Origin of the sequence: Mycoplana ramosa (genome assembly GCF_041930185.1) — a bacterium.
Classification (GTDB): domain Bacteria; phylum Pseudomonadota; class Alphaproteobacteria; order Rhizobiales; family Rhizobiaceae; genus Mycoplana; species Mycoplana ramosa.
In genome coordinates this window covers 73,867-97,296 of record NZ_JBHEEW010000015.1, presented here as the reverse complement: position 1 = coordinate 97,296, position 23,430 = coordinate 73,867, and the positions used below count along the sequence as shown (strand labels likewise).

The 23,430-nt window shown below is 64.1% G+C and carries 23 protein-coding genes; 13 read left to right on the top strand and 10 right to left on the bottom strand.

Annotated features, from left to right (window positions below; genetic code table 11):
- The first annotated feature begins 143 nt into the window (after window positions 1–143).
- A complete protein-coding gene (locus tag JNC62_RS18195; RefSeq protein ID WP_374840512.1) occupies window positions 144–1,070 on the top strand; it encodes a Gfo/Idh/MocA family protein in 927 nt (308 codons plus the stop codon).
- Window positions 1,071–1,419: 349 nt separating this feature from the next.
- Complete coding sequence (locus JNC62_RS18190) at window positions 1,420–1,842, top strand: TIGR02594 family protein (RefSeq protein ID WP_374840511.1); 423 nt, start codon at window positions 1,420–1,422, stop codon at window positions 1,840–1,842.
- Between the two features lie 59 nt (window positions 1,843–1,901).
- Here JNC62_RS18190 and JNC62_RS18185 read toward each other — a convergent pair whose 3' ends face one another.
- Entirely contained in the window at window positions 1,902–2,351 is a 450-nt protein-coding gene (locus tag JNC62_RS18185) for a DNA polymerase III subunit chi (RefSeq protein WP_374840509.1), read from the bottom strand.
- A gap of 5 nt (window positions 2,352–2,356) precedes the next feature.
- Entirely contained in the window at window positions 2,357–3,844 is a 1,488-nt protein-coding gene (locus JNC62_RS18180; RefSeq protein ID WP_374840507.1) for a leucyl aminopeptidase, read from the bottom strand.
- A 275-nt stretch (window positions 3,845–4,119) separates the two neighbouring features.
- On the opposite strand from JNC62_RS18180, the gene lptF reads away from it, so the two are divergent.
- The 6 genes from lptF to rsmA all read left to right on the top strand — a co-directional run bounded on the left by lptF (window position 4,120) and on the right by rsmA (window position 11,793).
- Window positions 4,120–5,307: an LPS export ABC transporter permease LptF gene (gene lptF, locus JNC62_RS18175; RefSeq protein ID WP_374840506.1), complete on the top strand. Its 1,188-nt coding sequence runs from the start codon at window positions 4,120–4,122 to the stop codon at window positions 5,305–5,307.
- On the top strand, window positions 5,304–6,383 hold the full coding sequence (gene lptG, locus JNC62_RS18170) for an LPS export ABC transporter permease LptG (protein WP_374840504.1): 1,080 nt from the start codon (window positions 5,304–5,306) through the stop codon (window positions 6,381–6,383). The genes lptF and lptG overlap by 4 nt, the downstream gene beginning before the upstream one ends.
- The gene (locus tag JNC62_RS18165; protein ID WP_374840502.1) at window positions 6,383–8,725 is read left to right on the top strand and encodes an LPS-assembly protein LptD; all 2,343 of its coding nucleotides are present in this window, start codon (window positions 6,383–6,385) and stop codon (window positions 8,723–8,725) included. The genes lptG and JNC62_RS18165 overlap by 1 nt, the downstream gene beginning before the upstream one ends.
- Before the next feature lie 208 nt (window positions 8,726–8,933).
- Window positions 8,934–9,866, top strand: coding sequence for a SurA N-terminal domain-containing protein (locus JNC62_RS18160; protein WP_374840501.1), 933 nt, complete (start codon window positions 8,934–8,936; stop codon window positions 9,864–9,866).
- Window positions 9,867–9,934: 68 nt separating this feature from the next.
- Window positions 9,935–10,960 carry a 4-hydroxythreonine-4-phosphate dehydrogenase PdxA gene (gene pdxA, locus JNC62_RS18155; RefSeq protein ID WP_374840499.1) on the top strand — a complete coding sequence of 342 codons (1,026 nt, stop codon included), beginning with the start codon at window positions 9,935–9,937 and terminating at the stop codon, window positions 10,958–10,960.
- A complete protein-coding gene (rsmA, locus tag JNC62_RS18150) occupies window positions 10,960–11,793 on the top strand; it encodes a 16S rRNA (adenine(1518)-N(6)/adenine(1519)-N(6))-dimethyltransferase RsmA (protein WP_374840496.1) in 834 nt (277 codons plus the stop codon). Before pdxA ends, rsmA begins: the two co-directional genes overlap by 1 nt.
- Window positions 11,794–11,836: 43 nt before the next feature.
- On the opposite strand, the gene gmk is transcribed toward rsmA, so the two are convergent.
- The 7 genes from gmk to fabD all read right to left on the bottom strand — a co-directional run bounded on the left by gmk (window position 11,837) and on the right by fabD (window position 18,603).
- The gene (gene gmk / locus JNC62_RS18145; RefSeq protein ID WP_374840494.1) at window positions 11,837–12,502 is read right to left on the bottom strand and encodes a guanylate kinase; all 666 of its coding nucleotides are present in this window, start codon (window positions 12,500–12,502) and stop codon (window positions 11,837–11,839) included.
- 2 nt (window positions 12,503–12,504) lie between these two features.
- Window positions 12,505–13,392 carry a YicC/YloC family endoribonuclease gene (locus tag JNC62_RS18140; RefSeq protein WP_374840491.1) on the bottom strand — a complete coding sequence of 296 codons (888 nt, stop codon included), beginning with the start codon at window positions 13,390–13,392 and terminating at the stop codon, window positions 12,505–12,507.
- A 172-nt stretch (window positions 13,393–13,564) separates the two neighbouring features.
- Window positions 13,565–14,758, bottom strand: a complete 1,194-nt coding sequence (mltG, locus tag JNC62_RS18135; RefSeq protein WP_374840489.1) for an endolytic transglycosylase MltG — start codon at window positions 14,756–14,758, stop codon at window positions 13,565–13,567.
- A gap of 256 nt (window positions 14,759–15,014) precedes the next feature.
- The gene (gene fabF, locus JNC62_RS18130) at window positions 15,015–16,274 is read right to left on the bottom strand and encodes a beta-ketoacyl-ACP synthase II (RefSeq protein ID WP_374840487.1); all 1,260 of its coding nucleotides are present in this window, start codon (window positions 16,272–16,274) and stop codon (window positions 15,015–15,017) included.
- Between the two features lie 106 nt (window positions 16,275–16,380).
- A complete protein-coding gene (locus tag JNC62_RS18125) occupies window positions 16,381–16,617 on the bottom strand; it encodes an acyl carrier protein (protein WP_097139127.1) in 237 nt (78 codons plus the stop codon).
- Window positions 16,618–16,896: 279 nt separating this feature from the next.
- Window positions 16,897–17,634, bottom strand: a complete 738-nt coding sequence (gene fabG, locus JNC62_RS18120) for a 3-oxoacyl-[acyl-carrier-protein] reductase (RefSeq protein ID WP_374840486.1) — start codon at window positions 17,632–17,634, stop codon at window positions 16,897–16,899.
- Between the two features lie 24 nt (window positions 17,635–17,658).
- On the bottom strand, window positions 17,659–18,603 hold the full coding sequence (fabD, locus tag JNC62_RS18115; RefSeq protein WP_374840484.1) for an ACP S-malonyltransferase: 945 nt from the start codon (window positions 18,601–18,603) through the stop codon (window positions 17,659–17,661).
- 295 nt (window positions 18,604–18,898) lie between these two features.
- Between fabD and JNC62_RS18110 the strand changes: the two genes are divergently transcribed.
- The gene (locus JNC62_RS18110; protein ID WP_374840482.1) at window positions 18,899–19,942 is read left to right on the top strand and encodes an aldo/keto reductase; all 1,044 of its coding nucleotides are present in this window, start codon (window positions 18,899–18,901) and stop codon (window positions 19,940–19,942) included.
- 89 nt (window positions 19,943–20,031) lie between these two features.
- Here the strand turns inward: JNC62_RS18110 and JNC62_RS18105 are convergent, their stop codons facing one another.
- Window positions 20,032–20,337 (bottom strand): hypothetical protein, encoded by a 306-nt coding sequence (locus JNC62_RS18105; protein WP_374840481.1) that lies wholly within the window; start codon window positions 20,335–20,337, stop codon window positions 20,032–20,034.
- A 394-nt stretch (window positions 20,338–20,731) separates the two neighbouring features.
- Here JNC62_RS18105 and rpsF point away from each other — a divergent pair, with 394 nt between their 5' ends.
- From rpsF to rplI, 4 genes are all read left to right on the top strand, one after another.
- On the top strand, window positions 20,732–21,184 hold the full coding sequence (gene rpsF, locus JNC62_RS18100) for a 30S ribosomal protein S6 (protein WP_374840479.1): 453 nt from the start codon (window positions 20,732–20,734) through the stop codon (window positions 21,182–21,184).
- 24 nt (window positions 21,185–21,208) lie between these two features.
- Window positions 21,209–21,457, top strand: a complete 249-nt coding sequence (gene rpsR, locus JNC62_RS18095) for a 30S ribosomal protein S18 (protein WP_108001130.1) — start codon at window positions 21,209–21,211, stop codon at window positions 21,455–21,457.
- 212 nt (window positions 21,458–21,669) lie between these two features.
- Window positions 21,670–22,647, top strand: coding sequence for a DUF2232 domain-containing protein (locus JNC62_RS18090; RefSeq protein ID WP_374840478.1), 978 nt, complete (start codon window positions 21,670–21,672; stop codon window positions 22,645–22,647).
- Window positions 22,648–22,668: 21 nt separating this feature from the next.
- A complete protein-coding gene (rplI, locus tag JNC62_RS18085) occupies window positions 22,669–23,244 on the top strand; it encodes a 50S ribosomal protein L9 (RefSeq protein WP_374840476.1) in 576 nt (191 codons plus the stop codon).
- The last annotated feature ends 186 nt before the right edge of the window (window positions 23,245–23,430 follow it).

Here is a 23,430-nt window from a genome sequence, read left to right as displayed (position 1 = left end):
AACCGCCCGCATTAGACGAAAGGCCAATGTCCACCGCGCGCTCCGCGCAAGGGTTGGCGGCGATCGGGAAAAGGTGGTCTTGCCGCTGTTTCGCATTCTGCTACAACAGCCGCCAAATCATCATACAAATCGAGCAAAGCCCCATGTCCCCGATCCATCTCGCCCTCGTCGGCGTCGGCAAGATCGCCCGCGACCAGCACCTGCCCTCGATCGAAAAGAGCCCTGATTTCAAGCTGGTCGCCGCTGCCAGCCATCACGGCACCGTGAACGGGATCGACAACTTCACGTCCATCGAAGAGATGCTTGCCGCCGTGCCGGCGATCGATGCGGTGTCGCTGTGCATGCCCCCGCAGTATCGCTACCGGGCCGCCCACGCCGCGCTTTCGGCCGGCAAGCACGTTTTCCTCGAAAAGCCGCCGGGCGCGACATTGAGCGAAGTGGAGGACCTTCATGCGCTCGCCGCGGCCAGGGGCCTGTCCTTGTTTGCCAGCTGGCACTCGCGCTATGCGCCGGCCGTGGAGGCCGCGAAAGGCTTCCTCGCCTCGACCACCATCCGCTCGATGCGGGTGATCTGGAAGGAGGAAGTGCGCCAGTGGCATCCGAACCAGGAATGGATCTGGCAGGCTGGCGGCCTCGGCGTGTTCGATCCGGGCATCAACGCCCTGTCCATCGTCACCCACATCCTGCCGCGACCAATCTTCATCACGAAGGCGACCCTGCAATTTCCGGAGAACCGCGACGCGCCGATCGCCGCCGACATCACCTTCACTGACGCCGAAGGCCTCGACCTGTCGGCCGAATTCGACTGGCGCCAGACCGGCAAGCAGAGCTGGGACATCATCGCCGAGACCGATTCCGGCCGGATGGTGCTGTCGGGAGGCGGTGCAAGATTGTCGATCGACGGCGTGCTGAAACACGCGGAGCCTGAGCAGGAATATCCGATGCTCTACAAGCGCTTTGCCGAGATCATCAGGGCGGGCCGGTCGGACGTCGACATCGCCCCGTTGCGCCACGTCGCCGACGCCTTCATGCTGGGGCGGCGCAAATTCGTGGACGCGTTCCACGACTGACGACGCGCGGCCGAGCGCAGGTGACGTAGCCCGGCCGACGGCGGCGGCTCCCGGCTGCGCCGCCCCAGCGAACCGCTGTCGTTCCGCATCACCCGCCGTCCTCGATCGCGCTGCTCAAGTGACGGGTAGAGCGGGTTTCGTGTCATCGGTCAATCAGCCACAGCAACTCGATGAACCGCCGGCCGATCCGGATCGGCATCGGGGTGAATTCGGTTCCCCGCGCCAGTTTCTTGCACGATTTGCACAAATATCCGGCACAATTTTTCCCGATTTACGCCCTGATCACCAGATAACTTTCTGACGCCTGTTGCCGGATCATTGTCGAGATCCAAACATTGGTGAGAAACAGATGAGGGTTATTCTAGCCATCATTGCCACGCTTCTTGCCGCACCCAGCAACGCTGACATGCTCAGTACTGCCTCTAAATTCAACAACATGCACGAGCGCTCCATAAATTTTCTCGGGGTCAATGCCCGCAAGATTGCCTGGTGCGGAGCATTTCTTGCCTACGTCGCGAAACGGTCGTTTCGCCAGCCCCCGACGAACCCGAACATGGCCGCATCTTGGAAGAGTTTCGGCAGGCCTGTCGCCTATCGCTTTGCGCGGCCGGGAGACGTCGTCGTTATTCGCAGCGGCAAGCGTTTCCATGTCAGCCTGTTCCATCATTTCGATAACAAGCGTACTTATGTCTACCTGTTCGGTGGCAATCAGTCCGACCGGGTGCAGCTCTCCAGATACCGCATCAGTTCGATCGTCGCGGTTCGGCGATAACGGGCGGGCAGTCCGGGGGCTTGATCCATGATCGACAGCGGATGCAAGGCAGCGCTGCATCAGGCCTTCTTCACCCACCGACCGTCATTGTTCTGCTGCCAGTAGGTCAGCTGATGCCCCTCGCCTTTCAGGCGCTTCCAGTGGCCGCGCGCGGCTTCGAGTTCGCCCTGATCGTATCCGTCGAACATGAAGATCACCCGGTCGTAGGCGTCGAGCGGCGGCGGCTCGGCACCGTCGACGAGGAAGCGGACGGTCGCCGAGTTCTGGTTGTCCGCTCCGCTGGTCAGAAGCACCGGCTGGTCGCTGGCGTTCGGCTGCTCGTCGGTGCCGTGCGGCAGGAAGCTCTCGTCGCGATAGGTCCACAGATGTGCGTCGAGCGCGTCGCGCCGCTCCACCGTGCCCGTCTGGACGACGACCCGCCAGCCGCGCTCAAGGCTCTTGTCGAGCAGCGGCGGCAGGGCGTCCTCCAGCTTCGTTTCGGTCAGGTGGTAGAACAGGATCTCGCTCAACGCGATCAGCTCTCGTAGTTCGCCCGCACCAGTTCGTCGAGCAGGCGCACGCCGAAGCCCGAGCCCCAGGACTGGTTGATCTCGTCCGTCGGCGAGCCCATGGCGGTGCCGGCGATGTCGATGTGCGCCCACGGGGTGTCCTTGACGAAGCGTTGCAGGAACTGGGCGGCGGTGATGGAGCCGGCATGGCGGCCGCCGGTGTTCTTCATGTCGGCAAACTTGCTGTCGATCATCTTGTCGTACTCCTTGCCGAGCGGCATGCGCCAGACACGCTCGTTCGACGCCAGTCCCGCCGCCGTCAGGCGCGCGGCAAGGCTATCGTCATTGGAGAACAGGCCGGCATGGTGAGCGCCCAGGGCCACCACGATCGCCCCCGTCAGCGTGGCGAGGTTGATCATGAACTGCGGCTTGAAGCGGTCGTTGCAGTACCAGAGTGCGTCGCACAGCACGAGCCGGCCCTCGGCGTCGGTATTGATGACCTCGATCGTCTGGCCGGACATGGACGTGACGATGTCGCCCGGGCGCTGGGCGTTGCCGTCAGGCATGTTCTCCACCAGACCGAGGATGCCGACGGCGTTCACCTTCGCCTTGCGGGCGGCGAGCACGTGCATCAGTCCGATCACGGCCGCAGCACCTCCCATGTCGCCCTTCATCTCCTCCATGCCGGCCGCCGGCTTGATTGAGATGCCGCCGGTGTCGAACACCACGCCCTTGCCGACGAAGGCGAGCGGGCGGTCCTTCGGCTTGCCGCCGTTCCACTGCATGATGGCGAGCCGAGGCGGACGCTCGGATCCCTGCGCCACGCCGAGCAGCGCGCCCATGCCGAGGCGCTTCATCTCGCGTTCCGTCAAGATCTCGACCTCGACGCCGAGCTTCTCCAGCGCCTTGGCCTTTTCGGCGAACTCGACCGGGCCCAGGACGTTTGCCGGCTCGTTGACGAGGTCGCGGGCAAGCCGGACACCACCGGCAACCGCCTCGCTGTCCGCATAGGCCTTCTTCGCGGCTGCGGCCGCGGCCGTCACGATGGCGACCTTGGTCGGTTTCTTGTTGGCCCGCGGCTCGTCCTCGTCCTTCTTCGTCTTGTAGGTCTCGAAGCGGTAGGAGCCAAGCAGCATGCCGAGTGCGAAATCGGCCGCCGCCTGACCGCCGGCTTCGATGCCGGCCGCATCCAGGTAGACGGTGACCGAGTCGGAATCGCCAAGTTTTGCCACCGCCGCGCCGCCGGCTTTCAGCCAGTCATGTGCGGCCATCTTGGCGGGGTCGCCGAGTCCGAGGAGCAGAATGCGATCGAAGGGCGATCCTTGCGGCGCGACGATATCCAGTGTCTTGAGCGTCTTCGCCCTGAAGCGTCCGATCTCAGCCGCCTTGGCAACGACGCCGGCCGGATCCACTTCGCCGGGAGCCCCGATGGCTTCCGGCGCCTGCAGCACGACGGCGATCCCGCCGGCGGGCTTCTGCGCCTTGACGAAACTGACATCGAATTTCTGGGACATGATCTACTCCAGGGTATACGCGGGCCAGACGATCGGCCTGCGATTGCAGGGGGCTTTCGGCAATTCCTTGTCGCTTTTGCGACGCTTGGCAAGATGCCATGGCGTGTTTAAAAAGTGGCAAGCCTGTTGTTCGCCGCATTTTTTTCGGCGGCACGGGGTGCCGATTGCACTAGCGCTCGCTGTGTGGCGGTCTATATGCAGGCGATATCCCCTTGCCATGGCGTCGGCGGCAGGACAATACGTTACGGAAATGGGACTTCGGTTCGGGAACAGACATGAAGCTGATTGAGCGCTACGTCCTGCGCCGGACAACGACGATGTTTATGGCGACGCTGCTGCCGCTCCTCGGCATCGTCTGGACCACGCAGGCCTTGTCCAGCATCAATCTGGTCACCGACAGCGGTCAATCGATGATGGCGTTCATGAAGCTCGCCACGCTGATCCTGCCGTCCGTCATCCCGCTCATCCTGCCTTTCGCCTATATCATCGGCGTCGCCCAGACATTGACGGTGATGAACGCCGATTCGGAGCTGACCGTGCTGAACGCCGCCGGCAGTTCACGGATGTTGATCATCAGGCCGGTGATGTATCTCGGGATGGCGCTCAGCGTTCTGTCCTTCACCGTCGACAATTTCATCGAACCCTATACCCGCATGGCGGTTCGCCAGATGATCGCCACCGCGCACGCGGACATGCTGTCTGCCGTGATCCAGGAAAACGCATTCCGCAAGGTGACGGACGATCTCTACGTGCAGGTATCCCGCCGCAAGGGTGGCGGCGTGCTCGAGGGACTGTTCGTCGCCGACACCCGCGACCCGAAGGTGGAGTATGTCTACTATGCCCGTGAGGGCGCCGTCGACGAGAAGACGTCGGCGCTGGTCATGCAGGACGGCGAGGTCCACCGCAAGCTGCCGAACGGCGACGTCTCGGTGATCAAGTTCGACTCCTATGCCTTCGATCTGGCAGACCTGACGGAGCGGGCGGGCGAAGCAACGCTGCGCGCCAAGGACCGCGACCTCCCCTTCCTGCTCGATCCCGATCCCAACGATGCGCAGGTCAAGCGAAATCCCGGAGCCTTCAAGGCGGAACTGCATCGGCGCTTCACCGAATGGCTGCTGCCGGTGCTTTTCGGCCTCGTCGCCCTCGTTGTCAGCGTCGATGCCCGCTCCCACCGCGAGGCACGGGTCCACCCGATGGTCACGGCCTTGCTTGCGGCGCTCGCCACTCGCTGGCTCTTTTTCTACGCCGCCAACGCGGCCGAGCATTCGGCCTACTTCGTCCCGCTGATGTATCTCATACCCGCCGCCGTCGCCGGGCTCGCCCTGCAACTGCTGATGCGTCACAAGAGCCTCGACCTTCCCGTCACCTGGCGATCGCGCCTGCTGGACCTGCGCGACAACGTGCTGTCGCGCCTGCCCGGCCGCTCCAACGCCGCCTCCCCGGGCAACGGACCGCAGTCATGATCCCCACTCTCGGCCTCTACTTCTTCCGGCGTTACGCCGTCACGACGATCTGGTTCCTGATCGGCATCTTTGCGCTGGTGTTCATCATCGACTTCAGCGAGACATCCAACCGCATGGGCGGGTTGCCGAAGTACACCGTCGCCAGCGGCCTGGTGATGACGGCGCTGCGCATTCCAATGATCCTGATGCAGACCATCCCCTTCGTCGCCCTCTTTGCCGGCATGGCGGCGCTGATCTCCCTCAACCGGCGCTACGAACTCGTCGTCACGCGGGCGGCGGGCGTGTCGGTCTGGCAGTTCCTGCGCCCCTTCGCCATCGGCGCCTTTCTGTTCGGCATCCTCGCGGTGTCCGTGTTGAACCCGATTGCGGCGTGGGGAACGCGCCAGGCCCAGGTGCTGGAAGCGGAATGGGGATCCAGTCGCAAGTCGTCCGGATCGGGCATCCCCTGGATCCGGCAGCGCTACGGCGACGACGACGCGATCATCGGCGCAAAGGCGGTCGAGGGCAACGGCACGCGACTTTTGAACGTCAGCATCATTCACTTCGACAAGGATGGCCGCATCAGTTTTCGGCAGGATGCCGATTCGGCGATCCTTCAAGATGGTTACTGGCTGCTTAACAATGTGCTGGAGACACGCAACGGCGAACTGCCCAAACGTTCGCCGACGGCACAACTGCGCACCAATCTGAGACAGGAGTTCGTCCAGGAGAGCCTCGAAAAACCTGAATCCATTTCGTTTTTCAGCCTTCCAAGGAAGATCGAGGCCGCGAAATCGTTCGGATTCGCCACTGATCCGCTCGAAACCCAGTTTCATTCGATGCTGTCGCTGCCGCTGCTCCTCGTTGCCATGACCCTGATCGCAGCTAGCGTCTCGTTAAAATTTAGCAGGTTTAATCAATCACGTGCGGTGATTCTGGGTGGCATCCTTTCGGGGTTCATGCTTTATGTCGTCACCGTGCTTGTGAAAGCATTCGGAAGTAGTGGAATTGTCCCTCCGTTCGTTGCGGCATGGCTACCAGTTGTTGTAGCAATGTCGCTTGGGGCGACGATTCTGCTGCACCAGGAGGACGGCTAGTGGCGGCAGGCAACCGCGGACAATCGAGTGTGATAGCGACCGTGCTCCTTGCGGGTGTCGCAGCGTGCGCGCTTGCGCCATTGACGTCTGCGCCCGCGGCGGCGCAGACCCGTACCATCGAATCACTGGCCCCCCAGATTCCGCCTGAGGCCAAGCTGATCCTGGCTGCCAACGAACTGGTCTATAACAGGGACACCGAAAAGGTGACCGCGCGCGGCGCGGTGCAGATCAACTATGGCGGCTACCAGCTTGTTGCCCAGCAGGTTGTCTACGACCAGAAGACCGGCCAGCTTCAGGCGTCCGGCGACATCCAGTTCGTCGAGCCGACCGGCAACCGCATCTATGCGCAGGAACTGACCCTTTCCGACGATTTCGCCAACGGCTTTGCCAACGCGCTGCGGATCGAGACCACCGATCTCACCAAGATCGCCGGGATCAGCGGCGAGCGCGTCAACGGCGAGGAACTGATCCTGAACCGCGCCGTCTATACGGCCTGTACGCCCTGTGCGACCGACCCGACCCATCGCTCGCTCTGGCAGATCAAGGCCGAGCGCGTCGTCCAGAACGGCAAGACCCACACCCTCCGGCTTGAACACGCCCGATTCGAGATGTTTGGCAAGCCGATCGCCTATTTCCCGGTGCTCGAGGTTCCGGACCATACGGTCAAGCGCAAGAGCGGCTTTCTGTTTCCGCGGATTCGGTATGCGCAGAAGCTTGGGCTTGGCGTCGGCGTTCCGTATTACTTCGCGATCGCGCCGGACATGGACGCGACGGTTACTCCAAACGTCTACACGCGGCAGGGCTTCCTGCTCGACAGCGAGTTCCGCAAGGCCTTCCATAACGGCTTGGTGACCCTGCGCGCGGCCGGCATCGACCAGATGAACCCGGGAGTCTTCACCGACGGCACGAGCGACCGCGAAGTCAGCGGACGCGGCATGGTTTCCTCCGTGGGCGCGTTCCAGATTAATCCGCGCTGGGCTTTTGGCTGGGAGGTCATGGCCCAGACCGACAACAACTTTGCCCGCACCTACGACCTGTCGAACTTCAACGACCGCATCATCAAGAACCAAGTCTATCTGAACGGACTCGGCCGCCGAAACTACTTCGACCTGCGCGCCTTCTATTTCGACGTCCAGGACGCCGATCCGGCCGACGTGGCGGAGCGCCAGCAGGCCATTCCGCAGACCCTCGACTACGAATACATCGCCCCGGAGCCTATTGCCGGCGGCCAGCTCAGCGCCACCGTCAACCTGACGAATGTGGAACGCGACCGTCTCGACGAATACAATGTCGGCCCGTCCTTCCGCTTCCCGGGCCTCGAAGGCGGCACGACGCGGCTTACGGGTGAGCTCGAATGGAAGCGGCAGTACGTCGTCCCCGGCGGCCTCGTCTTCACGCCGCTGCTCGCCGCGCGCGGCGACGCGCTGCGCCTGGACATGACCGATCCCGGCTCGAATTATGACGGTAATTTCGATACAGACGACAGCGCCACGCGCTACATGCTTACGGCCGGACTGGAAGCACGCTATCCGATCCTGATGACGACCGACAACAGCTCGCATGTGCTCGAGCCGATCGCCCAGATCTATGCGCGTCCGGACGAGCAGTTGGCCGGCGGCCTGCCGAACGAGGACGCGCAAAGCTTCGTGTTCGACGCGACGAACCTGTTCGAGCGCGACAAGTTTTCCGGCTTCGACCGGATCGAGGGCGGAACGCGCGCCAATGTGGGCCTGCGCTACACCGGCACCTTCGATACCGGCTATACGCTGCGTGGCCTCTTCGGCCAGTCCTACCAACTGGCCGGCATGAACTCGTTCGCATCCCCCGACCTCGTCAATGCCGGTGCCAATTCCGGTCTCCAACACGATAGCTCGGACTATGTCAGCATGGCCGGTATCGACACGCCGACCGGCTGGGCCCTGGCCTACAGCACCCGGCTGGACCGCAGCGACCTGTCGCTGAACCGCGCCGACACGAGGATCGGCTTCGAGAACCACCGCCTGCAGGCGGCGATGACCTATACCCGGATCGCCGCCCAGCCGCTCTACGGTTCCGACAGCGACCAGGACGAACTCCAGACCATCGCGGCGCTGAAGTTCCGCGATTATTGGACCGTGTTCGGCTCGCTGACCTACGACATCAACAGCAGCAACCTCTCCCGCAGCGGTATCGGGCTGACCTACGACGATCGCGACACGATCTTCTCGATCGTCTACGAGAACACGCGTGACACGGATCAGACGATCGCCAACGACTGGTCGATCGGGGCGCGACTGAGCTTCCGCACGCTCGGCGACATCAACATCGGCGACACCTCCCTCGACGGCTTCGACGACTATTGAAGTCCGCGGACGGGCGTGCTTGTCATCGTTTGGCCGCATGCATTATGCAATTGGCCACGCGAGGGCGAATTGCAGCGGGACACGAACGTCTTGCGAGCGTTCGCACCAGGAGAGAATGCGCGGAGTGCTGCCGGAATGCAGACGCTCCTGACCGGCGAACACGGGCCCAGGATGCAGCCCGGTCGACGGAACGACGAAAGGGATGGGCATGAAGTACACGATGTCGTTGGTGCGGGCCATGGTTCTTGGTACGGCCCTTCTTTCAGCCGCCGGGACTGTGACGATGCCGACCGTGTCGATTGCGGCGACCGGCGTGGCTGCCATCGTCAACGGTGCGCCCATCACTTCCGGCGACGTGGCCCGGCGCGCGGCGTTCCTGAAGCTGCAGCGGGCGAAGAGTTCTACCCAGATCGCGCGCGATCAATTGATCGACGAAGCGCTGAAGCGCGCCGAGATCGCCCGGCTGCGAATGTCCGTCAGCACCCAGGATGTGGACGCTTCCTATGCCCGCTTTTCGGCGAGCAACAAGCTCTCGACGGAGCAGATGGACCAGATCCTCGATCGCGCCGGCGTGGGTGCGGCGCATTTCAAGCAATACATTGCCATTCAGATGAGCTGGCCGCGCGTCGTCAACGCTCGCTTCGGCGGCGCGCAGAACGGCAAGAGCCTGGTTGATCGCATGCAGGAAAACGGCGGCCAGAAGCCATCGACGACGGAGTACTTCCTGCAACAGGTGATCTTCGTCGTGCCGGCGGCGCGGCGCAATGCCATCCTCGGCAAGCGCAAGGCCGAGGCCGAGGCTTCGCGCTCTAAGTATCCGGGCTGCGAAGACGCCAAGATCTTCGCCGCAACCATGCACGACGTGTCGATCCGCAACCTCGGCCGCCTGCTGGCACCGCAACTTCCCGATGACTGGAAGCCTCTGATCGAAAAGGCGGAAGGCAACACCACCGGAGTCCGCGTGACCGATCGCGGCGTCGAGTATCTCGGCATCTGCAAGAAGCGCGAGGTCAACGACGACATGGCCGCGGAGATGGTGTTCCGCGCCGAGGACCTCGGCAAGGGCGACCAGAAGGACGACGGCAACAGCCAGAAATATGTCGAGGAGCTGCGCAGCAAGGCTCGGATCGAACTGCGCTGACCACCATCCATTCGTCGCCGGCGCCAGGTGCGCGCCGGCATCGTCCAGTCCATAGAAGCCTGACCCCGATGACCGTCGCGACCGTTCCCCCGCTGGCCCTGACCATGGGCGACCCGTCCGGGATCGGCCTGGACATCACCCTTGACCTCTGGGCGGCCCGCGCCGCGCTCGATCTCCCTGCCTTTGTCTTCATCGGCGATCCGCAGGCGCTGACGCGCCGCGCCCAGGAGCGGGGTCTCGATGCCGCGGTGACCGACGCGACGCCCGAAACGGCCCGCGCGCAGTTCGACACCGCCATACCGGTGCTGCCGGTCCCGCTCGCCGAACCCGCCGTTGCCGGAGCGCCGTCGTCGCGAAACGCACCGGCGATCATCGGCGCGATCGAAACTGCCGTGCACCTGACGCTAGCAGGGCGAACCGCGGCGGTGGTCACCAATCCGATCGCGAAATCGGTGCTCTACGAGGCCGGCTTCCCCTTCCCCGGCCACACCGAATTTCTCGCCGAACTGGCCGCCCGCGCCACGGGCAGGCCCGTGCTGCCTGTGATGCTGCTCGCCGGGCCGAAACTGCGTAGCGTGCCGGTGACGATTCACATTCCGCTGAGGGACGTGCCGGACACTCTGACCGAGGATCTTGTCTACGAAACCGCGCTGATCACGGCGCACGACCTGAAGCAGCGCTTTGGCATCGCCGCCCCGCGGCTGGCCGTCGCCGGCCTCAACCCGCATGCGGGCGAAGGCGGTGCGCTGGGCAAGGAAGACGAAACGATCGTCGCCCCGGCGATCAGCCGCCTGAAAGCCGCCGGCGTCGACGCATTCGGGCCGCTGCCAGCCGACACCATGTTCCATGACGAGGCGCGCGCGGCCTATGACGTGGCGATCTGCATGTATCACGACCAGGCGCTCATCCCGGCCAAGGCGCTCGGCTTCGACGACTCGGTCAACGTCACGCTCGGCCTGCCCTTCATCCGCACCTCGCCCGATCACGGCACGGCGTTCTCGCTCGCCGGAACGGGACGGGCCAAGCCCGATAGCCTGCTTGCGGCGCTGCGACTGGCGCAGGAACTGGCGGTGCACGAGCGGAGTGGCGGCTGATGGCGGCGATCGACGGCCTTCCGCCGCTCCGCGACGTCATCCAGCGGCACGGGCTGGATGCGAAGAAATCGCTCGGCCAGAACTTTCTGCTCGACCTGAACCTGACCCAGAAGATCGCGCGGACGGCCGGCCCGCTGGAAGACTGCACAGTCATCGAGGTCGGACCGGGGCCAGGTGGGCTGACGCGGGCGATCCTCGCCCTCGGCGCAAGGCATGTCATCGCCATCGAGCGCGACGCGCGGGCGATCCCTGCGCTGCGGGAGGTCGCGGACCACTATCCGGGTCGGCTGACCGTTATCGAGGGCGATGCGCTCAAGGTCGACTTCGAGACGCTGGTGCCGCACGGAGAGCCGGTTCGGATCATCGCCAACCTGCCCTACAACGTCGGCACGCAGTTGCTCGTCAACTGGCTTCTGCCGAAGCGCTGGCCGCCCTTCTACCGCTCCCTGACGCTGATGTTCCAGCGCGAGGTGGGCCTGCGCATCGTGGCGCATGAAAACGACGACCACTACGGGAGGCTCGGCGTGCTATGCGGCTGGCGCACCAACGCGCGGCTGGCATTCGACGTGCCCCCGCAAGCCTTCACGCCGCCGCCGAAGGTCACCTCCTCGGTGATCCATCTCGAGCCGATCGAGCAGCCCCTGCCCTGCAAGGCGGAGGCGTTGGAGCGGATCACGCAGGCGGCCTTCGGCCAGCGTCGCAAGATGTTGCGGCAAAGCCTGAAACCGCTCGGCGGCGAGGCGCTTCTGGCCAAGGCGGGGATCGATCCGCAGCGGCGCGCCGAAACGCTTTCGGTCGAAGAGTTCGTAACGCTGGCGAACGCGCTGGCGTGATCGCCGAACACAGCCTTATGCCACGGCCCCGCCGCCATCTCCCTCAGAGCACCGGCTGTTCCGTCAGAAGCTTCGAGACGAATTCGTACATGCCGTGACGGCGGTCGCGGCGCAGGCGCTCGGCCTTGACGATGCTCTGCACGGCATCGAAGGCGGCGTCGAGGTCGTCGTTGAGGATCACGTAGTCGTATTCGTGCCAATGCTCGATCTCGGCCCGGGAATTGGCGAGCCGGGTGGCGATGACGTCCGCGGTGTCCTCGGCACGGCGATGCAGGCGCGATTGCAGCTCCGTCATCGACGGCGGCAGGATGAAGATCGACACGACGTCGGCCGCCATCTTCTCCTGCAACTGCTGGGCGCCCTGCCAGTCGATGTCGAACAGCATGTCGCGTCCGGCCGCCATCGCTTCTTCCACCGGTTTGCGCGGCGTGCCGTAGAAATTGCCGTGCACCTCGGCCCATTCGAGCAGCGCATCGGAATCGCGCAGCATCTCGAATTCGGGACGGTCGATGAAGTGGTAGTGGCGGCCGGCGATCTCGCTCGGGCGACGCTGGCGCGTCGTCACGCTGATGGAAAGGCTGATGCCGGAATCGGCCTCGAGCAGGTTGCGGGCAATCGTCGACTTGCCCGCTCCGGACGGCGAGGAAATCACGAGCATGAGCCCGCGCCGGGCGATCTCGATCGGTTTTGCGGTCTTCGGCGCGCTCATGATCACTCCAAATTCTGTATCTGCTCGCGAAACTGGTCGATGACGACCTTCAGTTCGATCCCGGCGGTCGTCACGGCGGCCGCGTTGGACTTCGAACAGATCGTATTCGCTTCGCGGTTAAATTCCTGTGCAAGAAAATCGAGCTTGCGGCCGACCGGATGATCGGCCGCAAGCAGTTCTTCGGCGGCGCCGACATGGGCGGCAAGACGATCAATCTCCTCGCGCAGGTCTGCCTTGGTGGCGAGCAGCACAGCCTCCTGATAGAGCCGGTCCCGATCCAGGCCATTACTGCCCTGAAGCAGCATCTGGACCTGGCCTGCCACCCGCTCGGCGATCGCTGCCACGCTTCGGCTCGGATCGGCTTCTATCGTCGCCGCCAGTTCGGCGATCCGTTCCACCTGCCGCCGCAGCACCTGCCGCAGCGCCTCGCCTTCGCCGAGGCGCATCGACAGAAGCCGGTCGATGGCAGCGTCAAGCCCCGCGGCGATATCCTCGTCTCGGCGCTGGCGTTCTGCCTCGCTCTCCTCCGCCTCGCGGAAATCGACGACGCCGCGGACTCCAAGCAGGGTATCCAGCCTGAGCGGCGCGGGATCGACAACGCCGGAAAGTTGTTCGCGCAGGGCAAGGATCGCCGAAAGGGCAGCCTGGTTGACCACCGGCTGCACCTGCGGTTCGGTGATGGAAACGGAAAGACCGATCTGCATGTTGCCGCGAGAAAAGGCCGAGGCGGCCTTCTGACGGACTGCGGGTTCGAAATGCTCAAACCCCTGAGGAAGGCGGACGCGCAGATCCAGCCCCTTGCCATTGACCGAACGAAGCTCCCAGGACCAGCGACAGCGGCCGCTCGTTCCCTCACTGCGGGCAAACCCGGTCATGGATTGCAGTGGCATGTCGAAACTCCGATCGAAAACCCGCGCGGTCGCACGATGGAATCATCGTAGCGGCCCATGTCCTATATAATCCGTTCCGGGACGAAAAGCGCCGGCGTGGGGGCAATTTCCGCCAGCGCAAACGAAAGGGGCGATGTCGTGCATGCCCCTTCTTGCTTCGTCTTGCCGCGCCTCACTGGCCGGCGGTCTGGCCAGCGTCCTGCGTTTCTTGTGTTTCCTGCGTCGCCTGCTTGGCCTTCTCGGCCTCGATCTTGCGCCAGCGCCGGACGTTGGCGTTGTGGTCATCCAGCGTCTCGGCAAAGGCATGGCCGCCGGTGCCGTCGGCGACGAAGTAGAGGTCGGACGTGCGCGAGGGATTGGCAACGGCTTCGAGCGCGGCGCGGCCGGGATTGGCAATCGGCGTCGGCGGCAGGCCCTTGATCACATAGGTGTTGTAGGGCGTTTGTTTCTCAAGGTCCGACTGCAGAATCGGCCGGTCGGCGGGTTTTCCGTCGCCGCCGAAGATGCCGTAGATGATCGTCGGGTCCGACTGCAGGCGCATGCCCTTTTCCAGACGGTTGATGAAGACCGAGGCGACCCGCGGCCGTTCGTCCGCCCTGCCCGTTTCCTTCTCGACGATCGAGGCGAGCGTCACCATCTCCTCCGGGGTCGCGATCGGCAGATCGTCGTCACGCTTTTCCCATATCTGGTTGATCAGCGCCTTCTGCGCCGTCAGCATCTGCTGGAGGATTTCGGCACGCTTCGTCCCGCGCGAGAACTTGTAGGTATCCGGCATCAGCGAGCCTTCGGCCGGCAGTTCGGCTGGCAGGTCGCCTTCCAGCACCGGATCGTCGGCAAGGCGGCGAAATACCTGCTTGACCGTCAACCCCTCGGGCACCGAGACGCTGTAGAGAATGGACTTGCCGGACTTGAGAAGCTCCAGCACGTCATGCATCGACGCATGGGCGCGGATTTCATACTCGCCGGCCTTCAGAACGGCATCCTCCAGGTGGATGCGGCTCAGGGCACGAAACACGCGGCTGTCGGTGATGATGTTGTTGCGCTCCAGGCTGGCGGCGATCTCGTTCAGGCCAGCGCCGTTGCGCACGATGAAATTGGTGTTGGCTGTGAGCGGCCCGGGCTTCTCGAAGCTGTCGAGCGCATAATAGAAGATCGCCGCGGCCGCGAGCGTGACCAGAACGATCGAGGTCATGACGAAGTTCAGGAACACCACCACCTGGCTGCGCGCCTTGCGTGAGCGGCGCGGCGGGCTTGGCACCGGCTCCGGGCGCAGTGCCTCGCTGGCGGACTTCGGGATGATGGGACCCTTGCCGGCGTTGTCGGCGCGGCCGAACGGAATTTCCGTGGAATCGTTGTTATCGCTCACAGACAATCCTCAAATGATCTGGCCACCATCGTCTCCCTGGCGTGAAAACGCGTCCTCTTCCATGGAAGATCATTCGCCTTTTCAGAATGTTACTGCGGGCACCCACAAGCGAATGAGCGACGCAGTAGGGCAGACCAATGCGGCAAAAAGCAGGATCGGAACCCGCCCTTCCGGCGAGATCCGTCTTCGTTTGCCAGTACACGCACCTATCGGCGACGGGTCACAACCGTTGCCTGTTCGCAAGCGCCGTCGGGTTTCAGCCGTAGCGGCGCAGAACCAGCGAAGCGTTCGTGCCGCCGAATCCGAAGGAGTTGGACAGGGCCACGTTGATCTCGCGCTTGCGCGCCTTGTGCGGCACGAGGTCGATGGCCGTTTCCACATCCGGGTTGTCGAGATTGAGCGTCGGCGGGGCGACGTTGTCGCGAATCGCAAGCGCCGAAAAGATCGCCTCCACCGCTCCGGCCGCGCCGAGCAGATGGCCGATCGCCGACTTGGTCGAGGACATCGAGATCTTGCCCGCATGGTCGCCGACCAGCCGCTCGACGGCGCCGAGCTCGATCGTATCGGCCATGGTGGAGGTGCCGTGCGCGTTGACGTAGTCGAGATCGCCCGGCGCCAGGCCGGCGCGCTTCAGCGCCATCTGCATGCAGCGATAGGCCCCGTCGCCATCCTCGGACGGCGCGGTGATGTGATAGGCGTCGCCCGACAGGCCGTAACCGACGACCTCGGCATAGATCTTGGCCCCGCGCGCCTTGGCGTGCTCGAGCTCCTCAAGAACGACGATGCCGGCGCCCTCGCCCATCACGAAACCGTCGCGGTCGCGATCATAGGGGCGCGACGCCTTGGTGGGCTCGTCATTGTATTGAGTGGAAAGCGCCTTGCAGGCCGCAAAGCCCGCGAGCGCCATCCGCGAAATCGGCGATTCGGTGCCACCGGCGACCATCACGTCGGCATCGCCGAACGCGATCAAACGGCTGGCATCGCCGATGGCGTGCGCGCCGGTGGAGCAGGCGGTGACGACCGAGTGGTTCGGACCGCGCAGCTTGTGGCGGATCGAAACCTGTCCGGAAGCGAGATTGATCAGGCGGCCGGGAATGAAAAAGGGAGAGACACGACGAGGCCCCTTGTCGCGCAAGGTGTAGCCGGCTTCGACAATCCCCTCCAGGCCACCGATGCCGGAACCGATGAGCACGCCCGTCGAGGTCTGCTCTGCGTCTGTCTTCGGATGCCAACCGGCATCGTCGAGCGCCATGTCGGCGGCGGCCATTGCATAGACGATGAAGGAGTCGACCTTGCGCTGCTCCTTCGGCTCCATCCACTGGTCGGGATTGTATGTTCCGTCGGTGCCGTCACCGGTCGGAATGTAGCAGGCGATCCTTGCCGGAAGGTCGTCGACCTCGAATCCGGTCGCCTGGCGGGCGCCGCTCTGCCCTGCAAGCAGTCGCGACCAGGTCACTTCGGTACCACAACCCAAAGGAGATACCATGCCGGTACCCGTGATAACGACACGTCTCATCGTCGGTGATCCACCCTATGCATCATTCTTGGACCGAGGCGGTGCGGCGGGTGCGCTCCGCAAGCGGGGTCGCGGCGGGCCCGATGGGCCCGCCGGAAAAGCATTCTCAGGCCTGGGCCTTCTCGATGAACTTGACGGCGTCGCCGACCGTCAGGATCGAGTCGGCGGCATCGTCGGGGATCTCGACGCCGAATTCCTCTTCGAACGCCATGACCAGTTCGACCGTATCGAGCGAGTCGGCGCCGAGGTCATCGATGAAGCTTGCGCCTTCGCTGACCTTATCGGCGTCAACGCCCAGATGATCGATCACAATTTTCTTTACGCGTTCTGCGATATCGCTCATGTCGGATTCCTCGACCTTTGTTTTCGTCGATGCCTTTCACGGCACCGGGCACTCAACCAAGCCCGACACGCCGAGGCATTCCGGGCAATTCGTTTTCAACCGCAGATGCCCCCGGGCGCCGCTTGCGAGCGCCATACAAAGCATGCATCCCCCGGTCGACTGCGGACAGTCATGGCCCGATTAACACGGTTTAACTCTGCCGCAAAGTCCGAAAATGCCCGTCTATTGCGCGGTCAACATGCTATTTCCGCGCGACAAGCCGGGCAATTTCGAGCCCGTTCAGATCATCGCCATACCACCGTTGACGTGCAGCGTCTGTCCGGTCATGTAACCGGCCTCCGACGACGCCAGATAGGCGACGGCCGAAGCGACTTCCGCGCCGGTGCCCATCCGCTTCATCGGGATCGCCCCCATGATCGCTTCTTTCTGCTTGTCGTTGAGCTTGCCGGTCATGGCGCTCTCGATGAAGCCGGGCGCGACACAGTTGACGGTAACGTTGCGGGTGGCGATCTCCTGCGCGAGCGACTTGGTGAAGCCGATCATGCCCGCCTTGGAGGCGCAATAGTTCGCCTGGCCGGGATTGCCGGTGACGCCGACGACGGAGGTGATGTTGATGATGCGGCCGTAGCGGCGGCGCATCATCGGATGCGTCAGCTCGCGCGTCAGGCGGAAGACCGAGGTGAGGTTCACTTCCAGAACCGCGTCCCAGTCCTCGTCGCTCATGCGCACGAACAGGCCGTCCTTGGTGATGCCGGCGTTGTTGACGAGGATGTCGACGCCACCGAGTTCGGCTTCCGCCTTCTCGCCGAGCGCCTTGACCTCGGCGCGGTCGGCAAGGTTGGCCGGGAAGAGCTGCACGCGCTCGCCAAGCGTATTGGCCAGCGCCTCGAGCTTTTCGACGCGCGTTCCGTGCAGGCCGACGATTGCGCCCTGCGCGTGCAGGATCCTGGCGATTTCCTCGCCGATGCCACCGGAAGCGCCGGTTACCAGTGCCTTGCGGCCGGAAAGATCAAACATGGTCGTGTTCCCGTTTGCTGGGTGTCAGCCGCAGAGGGTCTGCAGCAGATTCTCAATATCAGTCGCCGTGTTGACGGCATAGCCGGTCACGGATTTGTCGATGCGACGCGCCAGGCCGGTCAGCACCTTGCCGGAGCCGATCTCGTAGAGCGAGGTGGCGTCGTTGCCGGCGAACCATTCGACGGTCTCGCGCCAGCGCACCTGGCCGGTCACCTGCTCCACCAGCAGCCGGGCGATTTCCTTCGGGTCGGTGACGGGCTGGACGGAGACGTTTGCGATCACCGGAACGACCGGCTCGCGGATCTCCACTTCGGCCAGCGCCGCGCGCATGACTTCAGCCGCCGGCGCCATCAGCGTCGAATGGAACGGCGCCGACACCGGCAGCATCAGCGCACGCTTCGCGCCCTTCTCCGTCGCCGTGCGGGCCGCTCGCTCGACGGCCGGCTTGGCGCCGGAGATGACGAGCTGACCGCCGCCGTTGTCGTTGGCGATCTGGCAGGAGCCATGCACCAGCGCCTCGTCGCAGATCGCCTGCACGTCGTCGTGCTCGAGGCCGATGATGGCGGCCATGGCACCCTCGCCGACCGGAACCGCCGCCTGCATGGCGTTGCCACGGATGCGCAGCAGCCGTGCCGTATCGGCGATCGTGAAGCTGCCGGCGGCGCAAAGCGCAGAATACTCGCCGAGCGAATGGCCGGCGACATAGGAAACCTTGTCGCGCAGGATAAGTCCGCGCGCCTCGAGGACGCGAATGATGGCCATGGACACCGCCATCAGCGCCGGCTGGGCGTTGGCGGTAAGCGTCAGCTCGGCCTCGGGTCCGTCAAACATGATCGCCGACAGGTTTTCGCCCAGCGCGTCATCGACTTCGGCAAACACGCCGGCAGCCTCGGGAAAGGCATCCGACAGTTCCTTGCCCATGCCGACGGCCTGGCTGCCCTGGCCCGGAAAGGTGAAAGCAATGGTCATTGGGCTTCTCCCATGATGTTTTCCCCTCAATTCACGGATTGCCGCAGCGAGTCAAGTTGCGCAGCCAAGGATACACAATGCAGGGCCTGCGGAGCACGGGGGTACCTGAAGGTAACGCACGGGCAACAAACCAATTGCTGATTCCGCCGGCGCCCCCTGCTCCTCACCGCGCGTCGCGCGCGGCCGCGCAGCTTGCATTTTGGACCCTACCGTATATCTCTTGGCCGGTTGCCGGAAACCGGCTTGCAAATCCGTTCCCGCGGCACGTGCCGCCCCCAGCAGAAAAATCTCATCGATGAAATACAACACACTTGGCCGCACCGGAATCGCGGTGTCCGAAATCTGCCTCGGTACGATGACCTGGGGTTCGCAAAACAGCGAAGCCGAGGCGCACGCGCAGCTCGATCACGCGCTCGAACACGGCGTCAACTTCATCGACACGGCCGAACTCTACCCGACCACGCCGCTCTCGTCGGAGACTTACGGCGACACGGAACGCTTCATCGGCTCGTGGCTTTCGGCCCGCGGCAATCGCGACAAGGTCGTGCTCGCCTCCAAGGTGGCGGGTCGCGGCCGGCCTCATATCCGCGGCGGCAGCCCGATCAGCCGCGCGGGCATCCTCGAGGCGGTCGAGGGCAGCCTGAAGCGCCTGCGCACGGACTACCTCGACCTTTACCAGTTGCACTGGCCGAACCGCGGCCATTATCATTTCCGCCATTCCTGGACCTACCATCCCTGGACGCAGGATCGCGCCCGCACGGCCGCCGAACTGGCCGAGGCCCTGGAAACGCTCGGAGAATTGCAAAAGGCCGGCAAGATCCGCGCGGCCGGCCTGTCCAACGAGACGGCCTGGGGGACCATGCAGTTCCTGAAGCTGGCCGAGACGCACGGCTTGCCGCGCATCGCCTCGATCCAGAACGAATACAATCTCCTGTACCGCACGTTCGACCTGGACCTCGCCGAATTGGCCCATCACGAGGATGTCGGGCTGCTCGCCTATTCGCCGCTGGCGGCCGGGCTGCTGACGGGCAAGTACCTGAACGGCGCCCGCCCGGAGGGTTCGCGTCTGACGAAGAACAACGATCTCGGCGGGCGCTACCAACCGCTGCAGGAACCGGCGGTCGAAGCCTACGTGGCGCTGGCGCGCGAGCATGGGCTGGATCCGGCCCAGATGGCGCTGGCGTTCTGCCTGAGCCGCCCCTTCACCACGTCGGTCATCATCGGCGCGACGACGACGGAACAGTTGCGCACCAATATCGCGGCCGCGGACGTGACGCTTGCGCCGGAGGTCGTCGACGGCATTCGCAAGCTGCACCGCCAGTATCCGGCGCCGATCTGAGGGATTGCGACCGGTCGTGGCCGGCAGTTCATGCGGATCGTGAAAAACCCGCCGGTCGAGCGGGTTTTCCATGAGTATTGGCTGCGCGGCTACTGCGCTGGGGCGGGCTGGCTCGGTGCCGGCTGAGCCGGAGTCGGGGCCGGTTGCGTGCCGCTTGCCTGGCCATCTGTCGGGGGAACGGTTGCAGGCTCCGGTGTCTGGGTACCGACCGACGAGGTGTTCGCATTCGGATCGATACCGTCGCCGGTGTTGCTGGCAAAATAGAACACGCCGGCGGCAACAAGCAGCGCGACGACTACCGCGACGGCCCAGCCGCCACCGCTTCCACGCGCACTCGGGCTGACGACGGTGGTGCGGTCTTCGGGCGGACGATTCTCAGGAATACGGTCTTGCATTTGCGGTCGCTCCTCTGTTTCCATCGAGCAGTACAACGTATCTTGCCGCCTTCGGTTCCGCAGGGCGCGCACAGGCCGGAGACAAACGCGTCATGCGCGTCGCAACGCCGCCATGCGCGATGCAGAACGAGATGTCCCGCCCTTGCTTTCCCCGCAAAAATCCGTATAAGCGCGCTGTTCATAACACCCGGTCGCATCGGCTGGTGGCTGAACGGAGGGCCGTTTCCGGCAGCGGAGACGACAGGAACGTGAAGCGTTCCGGCCTCCCGTGTCTCCGCTCTCGACCGTATAGATGAAACGCTTTTCTTGCCCGGGCCGCCTGGCCCAAAGATCAGTCGTTGAGGCTTGGCGCCGGTTTCCGGGTGTGGATCAAACGCAAGAAAGGCAAAGCCAAATGGCTCTCTACGAACATGTATTCCTGGCCCGCCAGGACGTGTCCGCCCAGCAGGTCGACGCACTTGTCGAACAGTACAAGGGCGTGATCGAAGCAAACGGCGGCAAGGTCGGCCGGATCGAGAACTGGGGCCTCAAGTCCCTCACCTACCGCATCAAGAAGAACCGCAAGGCGCACTACGCGCTGATGGACATCGATGCTCCGGCTGCGGCCATCCACGAGATGGAACGCCAGATGCGCATCAACGAAGACATCCTGCGCTACATGACCATCGCCGTCGAAGCCCACGAAGAAGGCCCGTCCGCGATGATGCAGAAGCGCGACCGCGACGACCGTCCGCGCCGCGATGGCGACGACCGCGGCCCGCGCCGCGAGTTCGGTGACCGCCCGCGCCGCGACTTCGGCGACCGTCCGCCGCGTGGCGACCGTCCCCCGCGCGAAGACCGCGCGTAATCGAAGCTGAAGGAGAAAAAGACAATGGCTGAAGTATCTTCCGCTCCGGTTCGCCGCCCGTTCCATCGCCGTCGCAAGACCTGCCCGTTCTCCGGCGCCAACGCTCCGAAGATCGACTACAAGGACGTCCGTCTTCTTTCGCGCTACATTTCCGAGCGCGGCAAGATCGTTCCGTCCCGCATCACGGCCGTTTCCCAGAAGAAGCAGCGCGAACTCGCCAAGGCGATCAAGCGCGCCCGCTTCCTCGGCCTGCTGCCCTACGTCGTCGCCTAAGGCACGACGCGCGCCCGCACCGGCGGACGCGCAACACTTTCGGGAAGGCGTCATAGCCTTCCCATTTCCCTTCCGTGTTGGGCGCGGATCGGAACAGTCACCGGCCACAGTCCGAAAGGCATTCGGGCGACAGCCATCCCATGTTGGGGAGCGGTTCCTGAAGCGACTTTTCAGGAAACTCCTCTAACTGTCTGGCAAGACAGGACAGCGCCGTGCAGAACTTGAACTGGACTTCCATTGCGATCGGGCTCATCGCCGGTGTCACCGCCGCTCTGCTGTCGCTGAGCGCGAATGTCCAGTCGGCGCTTGCGATCTTCTTTTTCGCCGGCTCCGCCCTACCCATCCTGATTGCCGGTCTCGGCTGGGGCAATGCGAGCGCGCTGATCGCCGTGATTGCCGGTGGCGCGGTTGCCGCCGCGATGGCCTCCTCTCATTTCGCGCTGCTGATCGTCATCATCACGCTGATCCCGGCCGGCTGGCTCTCCAACCTGGCAAACCTCGCCCGCCCCGCCTCCGAACTGGGCGGCCCAAAGGATGCGCTCGCCTGGTATCCGCTGTCCAACATCCTGACCCACCTTGCGGTGATGGTCACGCTGGGCATGATCGCCGTCGGCGCGATCATCGGCTACAGCGGCGCGCTGGCCGATCAGATGGTCGACCTGATGCTGCAGGCGCTGAGGCAGCAGGAGCCGCTCTACAATCCCGATCCCGCAGCGGTTGCGCAGATGAAGGCGATCTTCGGCGTTGCGTTGCCGCTCGTGCAGGGCGCGCTCTGGGTACTGCTGCTCTTTGCTGCCTATTACATCGCCACCGCGATCGTGCGGCTGTCGGGCAAGGGGCTGCGGCCGCGCGAGGACATGCCAACGGTGCTGCGCATGCACCGCAATGCGGTCTTCGTGTTTCTCGCCGGGCTCTTGCTCTGCTTCGCCGGGGGCGTTCCCGCCATCATCGGTGCGCTTGTCTGCGGCACGTTCGGCGCTGGCTTCGTGCTGTCCGGCTTCGCGATCCTGCACCAGCGCAGCCGCGGCAAGGCGTGGCGGCTGCCGGCGCTGTGGCTCGCCTACGGCTCGGTGCTCCTGTTCGCCCTCCCCGTCCTCCTCATTCTCGTTCTCGGCCTGACGGATACGCGGCGCACGATTGCGCTGACCCCGGCAGGGCCGAAACCGGAAACGAAATCGAACAACAACTGAACTGAAAGAAAGGAACTGAACATGGACGTGATTCTCCTCGAACGCATCGCCAAGCTCGGCCAGATGGGCGAAACCGTGAAGGTCCGCGACGGCTTTGCCCGCAACTACCTGCTGCCGCTCGGCAAGGCGCTGCGCGCCAACGAAGCCAACAAGAAGCGCTTCGAAGCCGAGCGCGCCACGCTGGAAGCCCGCAACCTCGAGCGCAAGTCCGAAGCCCAGCAGGTGGCCGAGAAGCTCGACGGCAAGTCCTTCGTCATCGTCCGCTCCGCCGGCGAGACGGGCCAGCTGTATGGCTCGGTCGCAGCGCGCGACATCGTCGAGACGCTGACTGAAAACGGCTTCAACATCGGCCGCAACCAGGTCGAGCTGAACACCCCGATCAAGGCGATCGGCCTGCACAAGGTCGTCCTGCACCTGCATTCGGAAGTCGAGCTCGCCATCGAGGTGAACGTCGCCCGTTCCGCCGACGAAGCCGAGCGCCAGGCCAAGGGCGAAAGCCTGACCTCGGCCGATGCGATCTATGGCGTCGACGAGGATGCGCTGAAGCCGGAAGACTTCTTCGATCCGGATGCCGATCTCGAAGGCGAGGAAGCCTGAGAGCGGAATTGCGGCGCACAGTGACCAAGCGCGTGCGCCGCCTCCCGCTATAGATGCGAAAAACCCGGGTTGAAATCCGGGTTTTTTTGTTATTTGCTAGGGAAATCAGACTGGAAAGCGGTCGGGCCGCACCAGGCGGGTTTCCGACCCTGACCCGCTCCGCCGCAGCCTGCGATGGAGTTTCAG

Excerpts from the sequence above, each read along its gene's own strand:
- JNC62_RS18195 (WP_374840512.1), top strand. The coding sequence starts at position 144 with ATGTCCCCGATCCATCTCGCCCTCGTCGGCGTCGGCAAGATCGCCCGC.
- JNC62_RS18190 (WP_374840511.1), top strand. The coding sequence starts at position 1,420 with ATGAGGGTTATTCTAGCCATCATTGCCACGCTTCTTGCCGCACCCAGC.
- JNC62_RS18180 (WP_374840507.1), bottom strand. The coding sequence starts at position 3,844 with ATGTCCCAGAAATTCGATGTCAGTTTCGTCAAGGCGCAGAAGCCCGCC.
- lptF (WP_374840506.1), top strand. The coding sequence starts at position 4,120 with ATGAAGCTGATTGAGCGCTACGTCCTGCGCCGGACAACGACGATGTTT.
- lptG (WP_374840504.1), top strand. The coding sequence starts at position 5,304 with ATGATCCCCACTCTCGGCCTCTACTTCTTCCGGCGTTACGCCGTCACG.
- JNC62_RS18160 (WP_374840501.1), top strand. The coding sequence starts at position 8,934 with ATGAAGTACACGATGTCGTTGGTGCGGGCCATGGTTCTTGGTACGGCC.
- pdxA (WP_374840499.1), top strand. The coding sequence starts at position 9,935 with ATGACCGTCGCGACCGTTCCCCCGCTGGCCCTGACCATGGGCGACCCG.
- rsmA (WP_374840496.1), top strand. The coding sequence starts at position 10,960 with ATGGCGGCGATCGACGGCCTTCCGCCGCTCCGCGACGTCATCCAGCGG.
- gmk (WP_374840494.1), bottom strand. The coding sequence starts at position 12,502 with ATGAGCGCGCCGAAGACCGCAAAACCGATCGAGATCGCCCGGCGCGGG.
- JNC62_RS18140 (WP_374840491.1), bottom strand. The coding sequence starts at position 13,392 with ATGCCACTGCAATCCATGACCGGGTTTGCCCGCAGTGAGGGAACGAGC.
- fabF (WP_374840487.1), bottom strand. The coding sequence starts at position 16,274 with ATGAGACGTGTCGTTATCACGGGTACCGGCATGGTATCTCCTTTGGGT.
- JNC62_RS18125 (WP_097139127.1), bottom strand. The coding sequence starts at position 16,617 with ATGAGCGATATCGCAGAACGCGTAAAGAAAATTGTGATCGATCATCTG.
- fabG (WP_374840486.1), bottom strand. The coding sequence starts at position 17,634 with ATGTTTGATCTTTCCGGCCGCAAGGCACTGGTAACCGGCGCTTCCGGT.
- fabD (WP_374840484.1), bottom strand. The coding sequence starts at position 18,603 with ATGACCATTGCTTTCACCTTTCCGGGCCAGGGCAGCCAGGCCGTCGGC.
- JNC62_RS18110 (WP_374840482.1), top strand. The coding sequence starts at position 18,899 with ATGAAATACAACACACTTGGCCGCACCGGAATCGCGGTGTCCGAAATC.
- JNC62_RS18105 (WP_374840481.1), bottom strand. The coding sequence starts at position 20,337 with ATGCAAGACCGTATTCCTGAGAATCGTCCGCCCGAAGACCGCACCACC.
- rpsF (WP_374840479.1), top strand. The coding sequence starts at position 20,732 with ATGGCTCTCTACGAACATGTATTCCTGGCCCGCCAGGACGTGTCCGCC.
- rpsR (WP_108001130.1), top strand. The coding sequence starts at position 21,209 with ATGGCTGAAGTATCTTCCGCTCCGGTTCGCCGCCCGTTCCATCGCCGT.
- rplI (WP_374840476.1), top strand. The coding sequence starts at position 22,669 with ATGGACGTGATTCTCCTCGAACGCATCGCCAAGCTCGGCCAGATGGGC.